This is a genomic window from Caballeronia sp. S22 (assembly GCF_964261745.1).
In the GTDB taxonomy this organism is placed as follows: Bacteria; Pseudomonadota; Gammaproteobacteria; order Burkholderiales; family Burkholderiaceae; genus Caballeronia; species Caballeronia jiangsuensis.
In genome coordinates this window covers 106,961-124,271 of the sequence record NZ_OZ180040.1, presented here as the reverse complement: position 1 = coordinate 124,271, position 17,311 = coordinate 106,961, and the positions used below count along the sequence as shown (strand labels likewise).

General features: G+C 59.9%; 9 protein-coding genes and 4 pseudogenes. 6 read left to right on the top strand and 7 right to left on the bottom strand.

Annotated elements, in window-relative coordinates; all coding sequences use genetic code 11:
• Positions 1-5 precede the first annotated feature (5 nt).
• Both ACEN42_RS38830 and ACEN42_RS38825 read right to left on the bottom strand, forming a co-directional pair.
• On the bottom strand, positions 6-4,115 hold the full coding sequence (locus ACEN42_RS38830; RefSeq protein ID WP_371884399.1) for a CheR family methyltransferase: 4,110 nt from the start codon (positions 4,113-4,115) through the stop codon (positions 6-8).
• 62 nt (positions 4,116-4,177) lie between these two features.
• On the bottom strand, positions 4,178-4,642 hold the full coding sequence (locus ACEN42_RS38825) for a response regulator (protein WP_371884398.1): 465 nt from the start codon (positions 4,640-4,642) through the stop codon (positions 4,178-4,180).
• 159 nt (positions 4,643-4,801) lie between these two features.
• Between ACEN42_RS38825 and ACEN42_RS38820 the strand changes: the two genes are divergently transcribed.
• Complete coding sequence (locus ACEN42_RS38820; RefSeq protein WP_371884397.1) at positions 4,802-5,836, top strand: chemotaxis protein CheB; 1,035 nt, start codon at positions 4,802-4,804, stop codon at positions 5,834-5,836.
• 236 nt (positions 5,837-6,072) lie between these two features.
• Positions 6,073-6,312, top strand: a complete 240-nt coding sequence (locus tag ACEN42_RS38815; RefSeq protein WP_371884396.1) for a DUF6723 family protein — start codon at positions 6,073-6,075, stop codon at positions 6,310-6,312.
• A 44-nt stretch (positions 6,313-6,356) separates the two neighbouring features.
• Here ACEN42_RS38815 and ACEN42_RS38810 read toward each other — a convergent pair whose 3' ends face one another.
• On the bottom strand, positions 6,357-6,641 hold the full coding sequence (locus tag ACEN42_RS38810) for a hypothetical protein (protein WP_371884395.1): 285 nt from the start codon (positions 6,639-6,641) through the stop codon (positions 6,357-6,359).
• A 316-nt stretch (positions 6,642-6,957) separates the two neighbouring features.
• A complete protein-coding gene (locus ACEN42_RS38805) occupies positions 6,958-9,348 on the bottom strand; it encodes a PAS domain S-box protein (RefSeq protein ID WP_371884394.1) in 2,391 nt (796 codons plus the stop codon).
• A 280-nt stretch (positions 9,349-9,628) separates the two neighbouring features.
• Between ACEN42_RS38805 and ACEN42_RS38800 the strand changes: the two are divergent.
• Positions 9,629-9,835: pseudogene (locus ACEN42_RS38800) on the top strand (electron transfer flavoprotein subunit beta/FixA family protein); the annotation flags it as partial.
• 961 nt (positions 9,836-10,796) lie between these two features.
• Here ACEN42_RS38800 and ACEN42_RS38795 read toward each other — a convergent pair.
• Both ACEN42_RS38795 and ACEN42_RS38790 read right to left on the bottom strand, forming a co-directional pair.
• A pseudogene (locus ACEN42_RS38795) lies at positions 10,797-12,066 on the bottom strand (IS256 family transposase).
• 373 nt (positions 12,067-12,439) lie between these two features.
• Positions 12,440-13,474 (bottom strand): annotated as a pseudogene (locus ACEN42_RS38790) (IS110 family transposase).
• A gap of 56 nt (positions 13,475-13,530) precedes the next feature.
• Here ACEN42_RS38790 and ACEN42_RS38785 point away from each other — a divergent pair.
• Positions 13,531-13,872: a hypothetical protein gene (locus tag ACEN42_RS38785; RefSeq protein WP_371884393.1), complete on the top strand. Its 342-nt coding sequence runs from the start codon at positions 13,531-13,533 to the stop codon at positions 13,870-13,872.
• Between the two features lie 114 nt (positions 13,873-13,986).
• Here ACEN42_RS38785 and ACEN42_RS38780 read toward each other — a convergent pair whose 3' ends face one another.
• Positions 13,987-14,370, bottom strand: coding sequence for a hypothetical protein (locus tag ACEN42_RS38780; RefSeq protein WP_371884392.1), 384 nt, complete (start codon positions 14,368-14,370; stop codon positions 13,987-13,989).
• A 240-nt stretch (positions 14,371-14,610) separates the two neighbouring features.
• On the opposite strand from ACEN42_RS38780, the gene ACEN42_RS38775 reads away from it, so the two are divergent.
• Together ACEN42_RS38775 and ACEN42_RS38770 are read left to right on the top strand one after the other, a co-directional pair.
• On the top strand, positions 14,611-15,087 hold the full coding sequence (locus ACEN42_RS38775) for an Hsp20/alpha crystallin family protein (RefSeq protein ID WP_371884391.1): 477 nt from the start codon (positions 14,611-14,613) through the stop codon (positions 15,085-15,087).
• Between the two features lie 12 nt (positions 15,088-15,099).
• Positions 15,100-15,505 (top strand): annotated as a pseudogene (locus tag ACEN42_RS38770) (Hsp20/alpha crystallin family protein).
• The last annotated feature ends 1,806 nt before the right edge of the window (positions 15,506-17,311 follow it).

Here is a 17,311-nt window from a genome sequence, read left to right as displayed (position 1 = left end):
CACGTTCAACCCTCCGGTCGTAGCCTTTGGATAACGTCAGCCAGCGCCTGGAGATTGAATGGCTTCGAAAGGCAGGCGTCGCAGCCGGCCTCATGCGCAAGCGCCTCCTCTTGCATTACTGGTCGGCCACTCACCGCTACTATCGGAACACCGGCGCAAGTTTGCAGTTGCCGCAGTCGCGCGACAAGTTGATAGCCGTCCATATCCGGCAAATTCAGATCGGTGACGATAACGTCGAACTCGGACGCCTGCGCCGCGCGTAACGCCTCGGCTGCGCTCGGCGAAGCCGTAACCCGTGCGTCGTACAGGGAAAACAGCTCTGCCATCGCCTGCAACGACTCTTCGGAATCCTCGACCAGCAGCACGCGGGCCCCCGCGAAGATCGAAAGGTTTGCCGGCTTGTCACCGGCTTGCCGATGAACGAACGAGGTCTCGGCCGGAAGCAAGACGACGAAGCGAGCGCCTCGACCCTCGCCTTCGGAAAATGCCTCGGCCTTTCCGCCGTGCAGGTGAGCCAGTTGGCGCACCAGAGATAGACCGATGCCCAATCCGACAGCTCGCGCACGCGGAGGCACGTTGGGGGCTTGCTGGAAGATATCAAAGATCGACTCAAGCAGATTGGGGGCGATGCCAACGCCCGTGTCGGCCACCTCCAGACACACCTGATTCGCTTGGTGCTGCAACCGGATGGTGACTGTTCCGCCCGGCGGCGTGAACTTCAATGCATTGCTGAGCAGATTCCAGACGATCTGTTCCATGCGTATGGCATCGGCCTCGATAACGACCGGTGTCGACGGAATGTGCACCTGTAGCTCGATCTTGTTTGCGGCGAAATCGTCGCGTACCGCCTCTGAGATCGACCGAACGACGTTCGTCAGATCCGTGGGTGCGAAGCGTAGAGAAAGCTTGCCTGTCTGAATTCGCGAAAAATCGAGCAGGTCATCGATGATCTGCGCTTGCCCGAGCACTGACTTCTGTATCGCATCGGCGACTTCGCGAACACGGCTGATGTGTCGCGCTTCCGGAAGACGAGCGAGGATCTCCGCTTTCATATGAATGAGATTGAGCGGGTTTTTCAGTTCATGAGACAGCACCGCGATGAACTCATCTTTCAACCGGCTCGATTTTCGAATCTCGGTGTAGTCGGCGCGCTGCCGCGCCAGCACAAGGTCTCGCTTTCCCTGTACCAGCTTGCGTCTCGTCGCATCGTGAACGATCTTGGCAAAGCCCGAAAACCCGGGCACATCGATGCGACTCAGCAAGCCGCTGCAAAAGACGCGCTCACCGCTTTTGGTCGCATGCCAGCGCTCGTCTTCGGCACGGCCGTTATGGCGGGCTTTGTCGCGCTCTCGCGCCGGTACGCCAGCCGCGAGATCGTCGGACGTAAAAATGGCGTCGAGGGGGGCGCCCAGCATCTCTTCGGCCTTGTAACCGAAAATGCGACTCGCGCCTGCGTTCCAGCTGACCACTACGCCATCGTCGTCGAGGACAGCAATGGCGACATCATGCGTCTCCTGTGCAGCGAGCTTGAGCCTCTCTGCGCTCGCGCGCGCCTGGTTTTGAGCGGCTTTCTGTTCTGAAATGTCGATCAGTGCGAGCACGGCCCCATCGATACGATCATCGTCCGTGCGATACGGGAGGACCCGGGCGAGGAAGGTGCGACCGTCCTTGCTCCGCACTTCCTTTTCGATCTTCTTGAGCGTCTCGAACGCGGCGCGCAGATCGTCGATCATGTCCGGATAATCCAGTTTGTGCGTCAGATGCTGAAGCGGTCGACCGGTGTCACTGGGCAGGATGTTGAAAAGCGTGTCGGCCGGAGACGTGTACCGGTTTATGTTGAGCGTACGGTCGACGAACACCGTCGCCACGCCGACCAAGGCGATGAGGTTTTTAAGATCATCGCTCACGCGGGCGGCCTCCTGGACCTTCGTCAGGAGCTCCGAGTTCACCGTGACCAGTTCCTCGTTAAGCGACTGCAATTCCTCGCGACTCGCTTCTAATTCCTCGGTTGCCGAGCGCAATTCCTCGTTCATGGCCTGCAGCTCTTCGTTCGATGCTCTGAGCTCCTCGGCCGATTTCTGCGCGTCGTGCAAGGTGTTGCGCACGCGGCCCTCGCTTCCCGCCAATGCATGCCTAAGCGAGTCCAGCGTCTCGTCGGCAGGCTCGCCGCTCGCCGCGGGATCGGTCGCTGGAAGTGGCGTCAAAGGGTCACATGTGAGGGAGATCAGATCCTCGTCCCGTACGGGGTCGTGGTAGGGCCAGAAAGACAGATCCACCGCAATCTCGCCTGATGCGGTCGAGAAAGGCAGCGCCTGTTCGTCCTGGCGTCGCCCGGTCGTGGTACAGCGCTGCATCGCTTGCCGGATGCGAGGATGGGCGTCTTCACGGGTGATGTCGAAGAGATTGAGGGCACGGGCACGCCGCACGTCCTCGGTCAGCCTATGGGCATTGGCCGAACGATGGACGATGGTGCCGTCGGTGCGTACCACAATGACTGGTGGCCCAAACAGGTCGAGCGATCGTGCCGGGTGGGGCGCTTCGACAACGATCGGTTGGCTGCTGATTGGCGAAGTAAAGAACGCTTGACCGCCGCCATCGTGCGGGTGCTGCTGAATGTTGACGTAGGTCGGCAAGGGATTAGTTGCGGCGTTTGGCACCACTCGGTAGATCTTCTTGTACTTATCCACCGGCGCAAAGAGCTCGTGGGCGAAGTCAGCCGATTCGGCCGAGCCGAGAAAAAGCAGACCGTCGGGACGCAACGAGAAATGGAACGCTTCGAAGACGCGTCTCTGGGCGCGGCGGTCGAAGTAGATCAGGACGTTGCGGCAGGAAATCAGATCGATGCGCGAGAAGGGTGGATCGCGCAGCAGATTATGGGCAGCAAAGATCACGGTGTCGCGCAGCGATTTCACCAGTCGGTATCGGTTCCCCTCCTGGGTGAAATACTGCGTCAGACGGGCAGGCGACAGGTCATTCGAAATGGCCGAAGGATAGCTGGCCGCCCGTGCGATGGCGATCGCGCGTTCATCGATGTCGCTGGCGTAGACCGTTATCCTCGGCCGATGGGGCAATCGACGTACTGCTTCGTCCAGCAGCATCGCGATCGAAAAAGCCTCTTCCCCTGTTGCGCAGGCCGGCACCCACGCACGCACTTCGTCACGGTCTTTGAGGCTTTGTATGAGTTCCGCCGGCAAGGCTTTCTCGAGCGCATCAAACGCTTCGGGATCGCGAAAGAAGTTCGTGACGCCGATCAGCATGTCCGCCAGGAGTTTCGGCGTCTCGTGCGCGTTCTCAGTCAGAAAGTTCTTGTACGCAGCCACCGACGTCAGCGCATTGACCTGCATGCGGCGCTCGATGCGTCGCACGATCGTGCCGCGCTTGTAATTGGAGAAATCGTGACGGGTCCGCGCACGTAGTGTGTCGAGCACCTCGTCAATTGCATGGGCATCGGGAATGAGCGATTCGATGCTGCCGATCTCTTCATCGGGATCCGACGGCGCGGGCAAGGCGATTCTCGCCGCGCTTGTGACTAGTTCCAAAAGCCTGGGAATAATCTGCGCCACCGGCAATATCAGATCAACGTCGCCGGTTGCAATCGCGTTGCTCGGCATTTCGCCGTACTGCGCTTCTTCCGGACGTTGAGCGATGGTGATGCCACCCTGTTCGCGGACGCGCGCAATACCTACTGAGCCGTCTGCGCCCGAACCGGACAAGACGACAGCGACAGCGCGCGCACCATGAGCGTCGGCCAGGCTGCGAAAAAACACGTCGATGCTTGTGGGCGGCAGCCGCGGCGGTTCCGGGTCGCTCAGGCACAGGTGTCCATCCACCATCGATAGGAGCTTGCCAGGCGGAATGACGTAGACGTTATCTTTTTCGAGCGGCACCGGGGTACTGACTTGCCGCACGCGCAAGGGGGTCACGTTTTGAATGACCTCGTGCGCGTGGCTCGTATGATCGGGCGACAGATGCAGGACCACCACGAAGGCGATGCCCGGCGCCGGTGGGGCGGTTTCGAAAAGCCGCAACAGCGCTTCGACACCGCCAGCGGAGGCGCCAATTCCGACCACCGCAAAGTCGGGGCCCGCAGGTTTGCGTTGTTGTTTTGGGGTCATACCAGTAGCCTATTTCCTCCGACCGACTGCCGCGCGTCCGATAAAGGTTCAAGCCGGTTATCTCACGTTAAAGCGCCACGCACACAAGACGTGGCAATGCCCCCATTAAGCGCAGCAAGCCGTGCAATGATATCCAGTAAAGGCCCGGTTCCTGCACCTTTCTGACAGAAGGCGTCGAAGCCTGCCGCGACGCCCAGAGGCTGGACGGCTTGTTCGTCCATCGAAGTGAACGCGATGAGGAGGGCCTCACCGGCGCCATCGAGCGCACGCAAACGCGCGGCGAGCTGGAAACCATCGGGCGACGGCATATTGATGTCCAGCACGGCGATGTGCGGCGTCCACGATGCGATGCGTTCAAAGGCGGAGTCTCCATCAAATGCGAAGCGGGTTTCATGACCCACGAAGGAGAGCGCAAGCGCCACGGCTTCAGCGCCAAGCGCGTCATCGTCGACGACCAGAATGCGTAGCGGACGGTGCGGGGACGCTTTCCTATCGGTCCAGATTCCGGTCCAAGTTCCGCTTTTCATGTCGGTTCAGGTGGTCTTCGTCGGCTGGGATGCTGGCGCAAGCACCATTCCCAGGTTCGCTGCTTGCTCGTCTAGGCCATGCGGTCCGGACTCCGGAACTGCAATGAAGAATCAAGGGCAGCGACGCGGCCCGCCGCAGCCACAGCCTGGAGGTACGCAGTGCGTCACGATCAGCCTATCGAGAATCGGATCGTCGCGGTCGGTACGTCGCTGGGCGGTCTCGACGCACTTCGCACGCTGCTGTCGTCACTGGCGACGGATTTTACCGCTCCAGTCCTGATCGTCATGCATATTGGCGCGCATCGCAGTCTGCTGCCTGAGCTACTGGCGCCGGTTTGCTGTTTGCCGGTTGCCCATGCGATAGACAACATTCCGCTCGAACCGGCGCGGATTTATGTCGCACCCTCCGATCGGCATATGCTGGTTCATGATGGACGAATACGGCTGAGCGCTGGCCCGAAAGAAAACTTCGCGCGTCCCGCCATTGACCCGTTATTCCGCTCAGTGGCCGTCGAGTATGGCGCTCGCGCCGTCGCAGTGGTCTTGACCGGGGACCTTGACGACGGGGCGGCGGGCGCTGCCGCAGTCAACGCCTGTGGCGGTCGTGTCATCGTACAAGCGCCGCAAGACAGCGTCGCCCAGTCAATGCCGGTCTCCGCGCTTCGCGCGGTCCCCGCCGCTACGGTGGCGTGCCTTGACAGGCTTGCGCAGGCCATCGTGGATGCGGTTCATCAACCCATAAAAGGAGGTCCCATGGGTGCCGATAAGCGACCGATCGAGATCGAAGCGCAGATCGCGCTCACTGGTATCTCTTCGCCGGCACTGCTCGATCAGTTGGGCAAGCGCAGCACACTCACCTGTCCGGACTGCGGGGGCATCGTTTGGGAAGTAGGCGATACCGCGCCCCTTCGGTACCGATGCCATACCGGACACGCTTTCACTGAAGCTTCGCTGGACGCCGCGCAAAAGGCGGATCTTGAAGACGCGCTGTGGACGTCGGTGCGTCGAGTAGAGGAACGCGCGGCGCTCGCCGCCAGCCGCGCTCGTGCAGCCGAAAGACAAGGCGATGAAGCGCGCGCGCAATCGGAGCGCGCGTTATCCGAAAAATTGCACAGGCTCGAAGGGTCCCTGCGAGAATTCATCATGGGAAGCGCCAGGGCAGAGGATGATCAGACAGCCGCGGGTCAGAAATAGGAAAAGAGGGCGAGGGCGAACGAGCCGTCGTTGCGTTCACTCGCTTTCCGTTCGGGAGCGCACTACACGTTCGCGCATAGCGGCACTGCTTCAGAAGCCGTCCTCGAGCGAACCGGCGACGCGCATCCCGGTCGTTGCGGTTAAAGCCAACCCCTGATCAATGGGCCACTTGGGAACGTATGGGACATGTTAATGGGAAGCGTCCGAAACTCGTTCTGTTTCCGACGAAAATCGTGGTGCCAACCCGCGGCGCGACTGGAGATGACTTCGAGATTTATGCGTCTTATCGGGGCGCCAGTACAAGCGGCTACTACGGCACCTTGAAGGTCGTGAGGAAGACCGACGGCAGGCTACTGTATCCGTTTGAAGGCGCGGCGCAAATCGGCCCGTTCGAAACCAAAGCCGACGCGATTCGCGCTGCGCATCAGCGCGGCGACGAAATCGTTCGCGGCGACCTGGAAAGTCCGGAATTATAGTGGGCAGCGCCGAAGCGATCAGCATCAGTGGGTCCATAACGTCGTCAAGCATGACCTTGAACGCCCTGGTTATGGCCGGTGAAGCCACTGCGGTAGCGGCTCGTCTGCGACGGCGAGGCGAAAGGTAGCGGTAGGTGAAGCGGACTACTGAGTTGGCAGGCGCTCGACCGCTGTTGGGCATTGGCGTTTCTCGGTAAAACGACGTCAAACACCGTCCTTCCATTGGCTGACTTCACCGTTACAGCTCCGTTGTGAGAGCCGATGATTTGTTTGGCGATGAACAGGCCAAGCCCCAAGCCTGCGCCCGTGCCGGCGCGCTTCAGGTCCATGGGGCGCGCGCAGTCGTTCGCTACCTGGCCGATAACGATGATTCGTTCTCCGGCCGGCTTCGCCGTCTCCCGACGCTGACAGGCGGCCGGACTGGACCGGCTACTGGCAGCGCTGCCGCCTGCACCTGCCACGTCGCCTAAACGAAATCTGACCGCCTATGGCGGGTCGAAGGTCACGCGTACAAGGTGTCACCGCCGCGGCCAGTTCGCCGCGCCAGTCGTGGCGCTCGTGCATTGATGCACGGCAACTTTAGCCATGTCGTGCTATTGCGAACGTGTACTTCTGCTCGTGCCGTCGGTCGTCGTGGACTGGCCATCACCGGCGGGACGGCTCGCCTGCCGGTCTGCTGACCGGCTGCAGCGCCATGCGCAACTGATCAAGTGTGAAGGGCTTGCGCAGCGCCGCCCATTCGTATCCGAAGCTCTCGTCGTCCGGTACAGCGTTTCCTGAGGCAAAAATGATCCGGAGCTCCGGACGGGTTGCAAACGCGCGTCGTGCCAGTTCGGTGCCCGACATATCTGGCATGACGACGTCAGTGAACAGGATGTCGAAGTCGTTCCCGTCGAGCGCGTTCAGCGCCTGCGCCGCGCTTGCTGCGCGGTGCGGCCGCATCCCGATCAGCATCAGCAGTTCGCAGGTTGCGTCGAGCGACGCGGCGTCGTCTTCCACGACCAGGATGCGCAGGCCGTCCTCCTCTCCAGTTGGCCCGAGTCCGTCGCCAGCACACGTGTTCCCCGCAGACGCTTCGCTCGCTTCGACGTCGCTGGTGCCAAGCACCTGCCGCACCTTGTCGGCGAGCTGCTGGCGGCTGTATGGCTTGCTCAGCAGTTCGACGCCCGGATCCAGTCGGCCGCCATGCACGATGGCGTTCTGTGTGTAGCCCGAGGTGAACAGAACCTTCAGCCCCGGCAGCATCTCGACTGCGCGACGGGCCATTTCGGAACTGCGCAGCAGGCCGGGCATCACCACGTCCGTGAACAGCAGATCGATGTGCACGCCGCTTGCGACCACGGCCAACGCCTGCTCGGCGTCGTTGGCCTTGAGCACCGCATAACCGAGGCCAGAGAGGAGTTCGACGACGGTCGACTGGACTCTCAGATCGTCCTCCACGACGAGAATCGTCTCGTTGCCGTGCCTCAGGCTACCGGGCGTGGCCGTTCTAGTTTCAACTGCCGCGCCGGCCGAACGCGGCAGATAGATCCTGACAGTCGTTCCTTCGCCGATCTCGCTGTAGAGGCGGATATGCCCGCCGCTCTGCTTGACGAAGCCGTAGGCCATGCTGAGGCCGAGCCCCGTACCTCGGCCCTCAGGCTTCGTGCTAAAAAATGGATCAAAAGCGCGCGCCATCACGTCCTGGCTCATGCCGGTTCCGGTGTCGGTGACAGCGAGCATCACATACTGGCCGGCGGCGACGTCAGGGATTGACGACACGTATTGGTCGTCGAGCGTCGCATTCGATAGTTCAAGAGTGAGCTTGCCGCCACCGGGCATTGCATCGCGGGCATTGATCGCGAGATTGAGGATCACGTTTTCGAGCTGATGCGGATCGACGATCGTATTCCACAGCCCACCCGCCACCACGGACTCGATCTCAATGGCCTCTCCCAGCGCCCGCCGCAGCAAGTCGTCGAGCGACCGTAGCTGACGCGCAGGATTAATAACGACCGGAGCGAGGGGTTGCTGGCGACCGAAGGCAAGCAGCTGTGATGCAAGCTTGGCGCCGCGGTCGACGGCGTCAATCGCATTACCAAGCCGCTCGGCGCTCCAGTGGTCGCGGCCATGCCTGCTTTCGAGCAGTTCGAGATTGCCCCGCAGCACCTGCAGAACATTGTTAAAGTCGTGCGCCACGCCGCCCGTCAGTTTGCCCAGCGCTTCCATCTTTTGCGCCTGGAACAGTTCGCTTTGCGTTTGCTCAAGTAGCTCGGCTGCTCGCCGTCGCTCGGTGATATCGCGGGTGACTTTCGCAAACCCGACGACCTGGCCATCCTCGTAGATGGCGTCGATGATGACGTGCGCGAAAAATCGGCTACCGTCGCGCCGTACGCGCCAGCCTTCAGCCTCAAAACGTCCCTCGCGTCTGGCTGTCTCGAGTCCCCGGAAAGGGACACCCGCTGCGACATCGTCGGGGGTGTAAAACCGGGAAAAGTGCGAACCGATGATCTCGCCCTCGGTGTACCCCTTGATCCGCCGCGCGCCTGAGTTCCAGCTCGTGACGTGCCCGTCCGGCGAAAGCATGAAAACGGCATAGTCGGTGACACCCTGGACCAGCAGGCGGAAGCTCCGTTCACTTTTGAGCACCGCGTCGTGGGCGGCTTTCTTGTCACTCACGTCGGCGATCACCGTGCCGAAACCAAGGAGTTGGCGCCGGCTGTCGCGCAGTGCCGTCGTGACGACGTTCGCCCAGAACGGGGTGCCGTCCTTACGCAGGCGCCAGCCTTCCATGACGGAGCGACCGGTCCCGGTCGCGGCCCGCAGCGCCGCCTCCGGTGCAGCCGCGGCGCGCTCCGTCTCCGGAAAGAAAACAGAATATGGCTGCCCGATAATCTCGCGGGGCCGGTAACCGTGGATGCGCTCGCCGCCGGGGTTCCACGTCAAGACAATGCCCTCGGGTGAGAGGGCGAAGATAGAGTAGTCCTGGGTGGATTCGGCCCATAGCCGGAGCCACACAGAGCTGAAGGCGGCCGGTGCTGGGTCAATGTCGCTCATTTGCTGGATTTATATAAGCTCTGTAACGGCGCGTCGCGCGTCAAGGGTTATGTGTTGAGCAATAAACGTGCCCATGGCGAGCCTGTCGGCACGTACCTATCATTATTACGAAAACCATCGCAGGCGGTTGGAACGCCGGCACTTTAACCCACAGGATAGCCAGAGTGGCTTCCGCAGTTTATTTAGGCACGAGCGCTCGAGCGGAAGGCAAGCTTCGAGAAACTGGCGAGCGCGGCAATCCCTTCGCTCGATCGGTGGCCCCAGCTTCGAAGCTGGGCGACCCCTGGCAGTGGCGCAGATCCTGAAGGCGCTGGTCGATCAACAGAAGCCCAAACTTGTCATTCTCGGCAAGCAGGCCATCGACGACGATTCAATTCAGACCGGCCGGATGCTTGCAGCGCTGGCCAGATTGCCGCAGGCGACGTTCGCATCGAAGGTCGTGGTCGTGGTCGCGGACGGCAAGGCCACGGTATCGTGCGAAGTCGACGCCTAACAATGGAGCGAAAAACTGGCCGCGCCCTGCGCGCCTCACGTAGCGCGGCTTGTTCAGGCGCAGATCCGTCGTATCAACGTGTACGTGAAGCGCAATCGCTTCCAGAGGGCTCAGAGACCGCTCTTCGGGGATGCAGATCCGGGTCGCCGTTGCTCGCCGCTTGGTGTGCTGTGATCGTGACGTTCATGGCGAATTGGGTAACTTTTCGCCACCGGAGCATGGACCGGCCTGGCACTTAGGTTTCGCAGTCGTGGAGTTTGTGGTCCGTAGAAGTCCCCTTCTCGGAGCAGCCCCCGCCGACTAAATTCTGAAAAGGCGCACGTTGTCACTGTCAAAGGAGGCAGTCGAAGTGCGACGCCCGAACGCGCCGACGACGCCGAAATCATCGTCGGCCCCTGCGCGGGCGGGAGGTGGCAGATCCAAATTCCGAGCAAGGAAGGAAAACACGTTACCGCGGTAAGCAGCGAGCAAGAGGCATTAGCCTAGGCGCGTGAGTTGTGGCCCGATGCTCAAATTCGCATTCTTCCGGCAACTGAGTCCACTGGGTCTCTGCGAGATTGCGCATCTGACGGAAGGTGAAATTATCACATCGTTACCGCTCGCCGAACTGCGTTTCGCGGACGACGTGCGCATGCATATGCAGGGGCGATCGAAGCAGCGCAATCCTTGGGGACCGCAGTGGTCGTCGCAGACATTGATTGTCTTGAATCTTGATGGCCTGGCACACAGACTTGGCGCTGGGCGTCGACGCTGCTTTCCCTTTGGGGCAACGCACGAGGATTCGTGGCCGCCAAACACCACGCCGCGAGCACGCCCTCGTCACCGAGTCCCTGCGAACTACCATTCATCGGGAGGGTCCGAAGCATCAGGCCTCAACGGAGAACATCATGCTCGAACTTTCTGGTACCGCCGAAGGAGATAAAGTCAAATGTGGTGTTTGGAGAGTTTGGTCTGATCAGGCGGCAAGCGGTTGCTGAGCCGGTGTGCTGTCAGTCACCGGTAGCCCGTCTTTGAAAGGAACTCCTTCGAGCAGGGAGGCGACTTTTTCGGGCGCACGAATGCGCCGCCACGATTTTTCCGCCGACTCAATCAGCTTGAATGCGAGGCCAAGGAAGGTCGGACGCGAAACGCAATTGCGCGTGCGAGTTGTTCGATGCCGAACGGTGGCAAAGGTCGACTCAATGGGATTGGTCGTTCGCAAGTGCTGCCAGTGTTCGGCAGGAAAGTCATAGAAGGCAAGCAACTCATCACTGTCTTTTACGAGTTTCTCCGTCGCCTTCGGATACTTGGCCGCATAAGCGTCAATAAAGCGGTTGAAGGCCGCGAGGGCTTCCTCGCGTGTGGCGGCTTGCCAGATCTCCTGCAGGCCAGCTTTGGCCCGACCATGCTGGGATTTAGGCAAGGCGCTGAGAATGTTTCCAGTCTTATGGAACCAGCAGCGCTGGTGCCGGGTCTTTGGAAACACTTCAGCCAATGCCGCCCACAGACCCATTGCCCCATCGCCGGCCGCGAGCAGCGGACCGCTTTGCAGGCCTCGTGCCTTCAGATCCAGCAAGAGCTCGCACCAAGCGTCCTTCGACTCGCGGAAACCATCGCCGATCGACACGCGTTCTTTCGTTCCATCAGGCTTGACGCCGATGATGACCAACAAGCATTGGCCGTCCGAATCGTCGCTGCGCAGCCCCGTGTGGATGCCATCGGCCCACCAATAGACCCACCGCGCGTTTGACAGATCACGCTGATTCCACAAAGTGTGCTCGTCGGCCCACTGAGCCTTTAGACGGCTGACCACATTGGGCGAAAGACCTTTGGCCTCTTCGCCCAACAGCACGCTCAGCGCCTCGCCCATGTCGCCGGTCGACACGCCACGTAGATACAGCCAGGGCAATGCCGCCGACACGCGGGGCGACTTCCGAATGTAGGGCGGCACGATGTTCGAATTGAACTTCACGCCCGAGCCCGAGCGATCGCGGACCTTCGGCACCTTCACGGTGACCGGGCCAATCGCGGTCACAACCTCGCGCTCAGGCAGGTAGCCATTTGCGAATCACGGCCCGTCTTCCATCGAGAGTCTTCACGTTGTCGTAGCATTCGAGCAATGTCGTCAACTCCGCCTCGATCGCTTGCTGGATGATCTGCCGGGCGCCTTGTTGAATCAAATCGTCAAGGCCGCTGGGCCGTGCTTCCGATTTACCCGCGCTCGTTTCTTCTGTAACCTTCTTCATTGGTGGTGGATTCCGGTTTGGCTGGTTGTTACTCTGGACAAGCAACATTCTCAGCTAAACCGCCACCGCCTTCAAATCCCTGCCTCAGCCAAACACCATGCATGGACGCCCCCGGTTTGCCAAGCTCTCATCTGCGACGGTGTGAAGGTTAAGATTGCAGCCATGCATCCGGACTTCGCTGTCCGGCGCAAGCCGGCGGTCCCTGATGGAATTTGCTGGTCGGGGTCTCATCAGATTTGCGTGCTGTCGCGCACACCGGTGTTTTCAGACTTTCCGGACCACGGTCTAACCTGTTCTGCCATCACGTAATGATTGCCCAGGCAATCGGCTGAAGTCTCCTGCTGTTCGTTATTCGATGCGGGTATTGCTGAGGTTAAACTGCCATTTTTGCCGCCGCGTAATCGCTCTCGAACTCGCGACTGCGGGCCAGGAGTGCCCATACGATCCGTGCATTTTTGTTTGCGAGTGCCACGGCTGCGACATTCGGGTTTCGCCGCTGTAACAGGCGCTGCAACCAATCCTCTTTCTGCTCCTTGCGACTGGCAGCCTGAATTACTGAACGCGCGCCGTGAATCAGCAACGTTCTCAAATAGGTGTCGCCTCTTTTACTGATACCGAGTAGCACGGTCTTGCCGCCGCTGGAGTTCTGCCGGGGCACCAGACCAAGCCATGCCGCGAGCTGACGCCCGTTTGAAAAACTCTTTGCGTCGCCGATCGAGGCAATCAATGCACTCGCGGTAATCGGCCCGATGCCGGGCACCTTCGCGAGCTTGCAACTGGCTTCGTTCTCGCGGTGCCACGTTTGAATCTGCACCTCCAGCTCCCGGACCTGACAGTCGAGTTCTTTAAGGTGTTCCATCAGGCGCTGAATCAGCAGCCGGAACGATCCCGTCAACTCGTTGGTCGCATCTTCGAGCAACTCGGGTACCCGTCGGGCAATGTGGGAGATCCCTTGCGGGACAACCAGTCCGAACTCACTAAGCAGACCGCGTATCTGGTTGGCTTGCGCAGTACGTGCCCGCACGAAGCCTTGCCGGACACGATGTAGCGACAGCACCGACTGCTGCTCAATGTTCTTGACCGGCACGAAGCGCATATTCGGCCGCGCGACGGCTTCGCAGATCGCCTCGGCGTCGGCCGCGTCGTTCTTGTTCGTCTTCACGTAAGGCTTGACGAATTGCGGTGCGATCAGTCGCACGGCATGCCCCATGGTCTCGAGTTTGCGAGCTCAGTAGTGCGCGCTCCCACAGGCCTCCATCCCGATCAGACAGGGCGACAGGTTTGCGAAGAACGTCGTAACCTGATCGCGTTTCAGTATCTTCTTCAGTACGGCTCTGCCATGCTCATTCACGCCATGCACGGCAAAAACAGTCTTCGCCAGATCGATGCCAATTGTCGTAATCTTCATGGTGGGCGCTCCCCTCGTTCAGGTGGTTGCTTTAACACTTCCACTTTGGCACATCGATGCCGTTTCGGGTGGGGGCGTCCATTCCATTAGATCCGACCATAACTCCCGCCGAAGTAGTGGTCGTCGAAATAGACACGCAACAAGAAGAACGCTTCGTTGTGACGGCCAAGGACTTCGACATCGAAAAACGTTCGATGTTGGACGACGATGTGATGCGCGAAGACGAAGAGGGCGAATACGTCGCCTACTTGAGCGCCCTGGGTTTTGATTTCCGACTCGTTGCGTCGCCACCCAATCATCTGGAAATCGAGGACGACCCGGAAGAGATCCGCGTTGAAATCGTCGAGAACAATATCGAGTTCATCGAGGCCGTGGGAGAGGACGAAGAACTCGCGTGACGCATAAACAAGTGCTACGCGCCGCAACGGCATAAGCGAACAGCGCCAGCGAAGGGCGAGCGCCATATGCTCCGACGAAGTGTCCCGCGCGGCGGGACTGCGCTTCCGAGCGAATTATTGCAAGGGTGGCGTTGTACCAAGCTTCTCGGCAAGCATGCGCTCGTAGAGTCCGAAGTGAAGATCGACTTCTTCCTGCGCCACGAGTTGCGCAAAGATGTTCACCTGCCGAGGCAGAAGCCCCATCACGGTCGCGATGGCTGCCTCGAGCTGAGACGCGCATATGCGGTCTTCCGGCAACGTCGAGCCAACGCTGATGTCGTAGGTTTTCTCTCGCCTCGCCGCAATCTCCACAATCCGGGCTCTGGCGCTCATGTTGTTATCGACCCCCAGACGAGCGACATCAGCGAGTTGATACATTGCCTCAGTCGAAAATCCTTTTAACGAGCGCAGGCAAACGCGATGTTTGCCGAGCGTGCGCCAATCAGTATCAAAGTCCACCTAGCCATCTCCGGTAACTTTCCGGCGTCAGACATAAGGGCAAACGTGAGAGTTTCAAGACAAAAAAATCGCGCGCAGCGCTCTTGAAAAATTTTCGGCGACCACTATCTCGAATTTCGCTCAGGCAGCGATCGCTGGATTTCAGTGGCGCCGCGTGTTTCAACTTGTTTGTCGCGAGCAGGCAGGCGAGACTGGAGCGCGTAAGCCCGTTCGCCTCCTCCCGCGAGAGGAGATTCGATCATGAGTGACGTCTACTTCGAAACAGATTTTTTGCCGACCTCGAGCGCATGCAGCGGCAGTTCTCGGGACTGTTCGACGGTCTGCCGTCGAGCCTACGGTCGACCAGCATCGGCACCTTTCCCCGCATTAACATTGGTTCGACCGACGACTCCATCGAGATCGTCGCATTCGCACGGGCTTGATCCCTCGCAACTGGACATCACGGTCGACAAAGGGATGCTTTCGATTGCGGGTCGCCGCGACCTGCTTGACGGTCGCGAACAAGCAACCAAAGCCACCGGTACAGGGACACCCTCGTCCCAAGGCGGGATACGGCAATACGCGCGCGAACGGTTTAGCGGTGCGTTCAGGCGAGTCATCGAATTGCCGCAACAGGCTGATCCCGACAAGGTAAACGCGCGTTATGTCGACGGCTGCCTGCTCATCTCGGTCGGCAAACGCGAAAAGTCCAAGCCCCGTGCCGTTCTGGTTCAGTAAATGAGGTGCATCATGAGCGAGAACACGCAAGTTGCAAATCAGCGTCGTGACTCCGCGGACCACCGCGAGGTGGATGCCGTCCGTCGTGCGGCGGTAACGCCGCCGGTTGATATTGTTGAAAACGCCCATGCGATTACGCTTTGGGCGGATCTTCCGGGCGTGTCACGGGAGCGCCTGGAAATTAAAGTCCACGATGGTGCTCTGACGATCGAGGGTGAAGCGACGGTTCCGGTCCCCCAGGACCTTCTGGCTATCCCACGCCGAAGTCCGTTTACCTTATTTTTCTCGTCGGTTCTCTGTGAGCGACGATTTCGATACAGCAAAGATCGAGGCCCTTCTCATAGACGGCGTCCTCAAGCTAACGATTCCGCGTCGCGAAGAGGCGAAGCCACGAAGGATCGAGGTTCAAATAGGTTAGCGTCTTATCACGGAGCCGGGGATACGGCTGATTCAGGGGCATAGCGTCGCATGCATTCAAAAACGCTGTCCGCTTGCTCGTCGACCTCATTGCTGCCTTGGCACGGCTTAGATCTTACTGTGTCGCTGCAAACGAGGTCGATTATGCGAGGGCGGAGCGTCGGCGCATGCTGGAGCCTGCGGCGCGCTACTACGCTGACGAGCGAGGGATAGGGCCGCCATCCGCGCCCACGTGCGTCGCGTTCATGCCGGTGTGGAGCAGTGCGAGCCAACGGTAGCGGGAGGCAGAAAGTTGCCCGCGCCGATTTGTCTCGATCAGTTGGACTACGGTTTGCTTCATCCTCCGTGGGACAAATGTCCGCCCTCGGCTCCCTTCTCGCGCAGCCCGCGCGAAAGAACGAGCCAATTACTCGACGGTGCCGAAATGATAGAAATGACGGTGGTCCTTGTGCTCCTCGGCGGGGCACTCGTCGTTTATTTGAACGGCCAAAACGGCGACGATGGCGTATGGGAAAAATGGGAACGCGAACTGAGAGATACTCGAGAAGACAGGTGAAAACACGTGAATCTCAAGGAACAAACGTGAGAGCTTGCTGCCGCGGGGCATCCGAGACGAGAACTGCGCGTCAATCGTTGGAACGAACGAGAGGCAACCTAGCACCAACGCCGGCGACGCCTGCCTGCTGCCGAATGCCGAAATTGGCTGCCTGAACGTTTGCTGTGACCCTCGCGAGCGTCCGTCTTGTATCTTCGAAACGCATGTTCATGTTTTTCGCCGGATCAAAGAAAGCCCGCAAAAAGAAAGCCCGCCTTAACGACGACGGGCGAAATTCAGGACGGCGCCGTCGACTGGGATGACAATGCAATGACACTGCAGCCCAGCGACGCGAGGAAGATGCTCTCCTTTACGCAAGCGTAATGGCCTCCCCTTGCGCACGGTAGGCCTGTTCGCATGTCCAATCGCCTCTTGCCCGAAGGATCACGCGCTGCGAGGTGGACCCGCGGGGAAGCACCGCTGGAAAGGAGTTCACACCTGTCGTCACCCCGAGCCCTGGATTGCCTAGCGTTCCAATTTGATCGGCTCACGCGGTAGCTACGACAGGAGGTGTCGGTCCTGATGAGGCACGATCGATGCTCGGATGAAGATTGCTGACCAAAATATGGAGACAGCCATGAAGCACGTCGCAACCCTGTTAAGCGTCCTCTTCATAGCTACGAGCGCTAGCGCGTTTGCGCAAAACACGCAGAGCGCTCCATCACTCGCGACTCAAGGCGGTGCCGCAACGGGCAAGGCGGCCAGTGCCGGTTAAACACATTTCTTCAAATGTAAACAGCCTCTCGGGTAAATGCGTTCGCGGAATTATCCAGTTCGGTATACGTATGGATATGCTTTAGCCGAGCGGCATCGAGCCGTGCGGATCAGCGAGTGTGCTCGGAGTACCGTCGTCCACGGGAGCGAAACTGTGGAATACAACAGCGACACCAGAAAACCGATGGGGTCCGAGAGACCTCACACCGAGGCAAGCGAAGTTCAGGACGCAGCGGCGTTACTGTTGGCAAAGGTGGTCAACTTGTGGCGCGACAATCCGGATGAGAGACGCGCGACAATCAAGTTGAGAATGTCGCGGCAGAAATGATGATGCCGATGTTGATTGACGCTGGCAAGCGTTTATTGATTGACGCGCGGCGTTGATTGACGCGGGCGAGTGGGTGTCGCGCGACAATCAAGCTGAAGCCACCAGTCGTTTTGGATTGCTGTGTAATGGTGACGCCGCAGGTATTCTGGCTGCGCGACAATCAGGATGAG

Bases quoted from the DNA above. Each gene is read 5' to 3' on its own strand.
- ACEN42_RS38775 (WP_371884391.1), top strand. From the start codon at position 14,611: ATGAGTGACGTCTACTTCGAAACAGATTTTTTGCCGACCTCGAGCGCA.
- ACEN42_RS38825 (WP_371884398.1), bottom strand. From the start codon at position 4,642: ATGAAAAGCGGAACTTGGACCGGAATCTGGACCGATAGGAAAGCGTCC.
- ACEN42_RS38785 (WP_371884393.1), top strand. From the start codon at position 13,531: ATGCCGTTTCGGGTGGGGGCGTCCATTCCATTAGATCCGACCATAACT.
- ACEN42_RS38805 (WP_371884394.1), bottom strand. From the start codon at position 9,348: ATGAGCGACATTGACCCAGCACCGGCCGCCTTCAGCTCTGTGTGGCTC.
- ACEN42_RS38810 (WP_371884395.1), bottom strand. From the start codon at position 6,641: ATGGACCTGAAGCGCGCCGGCACGGGCGCAGGCTTGGGGCTTGGCCTG.
- ACEN42_RS38830 (WP_371884399.1), bottom strand. From the start codon at position 4,115: ATGACCCCAAAACAACAACGCAAACCTGCGGGCCCCGACTTTGCGGTG.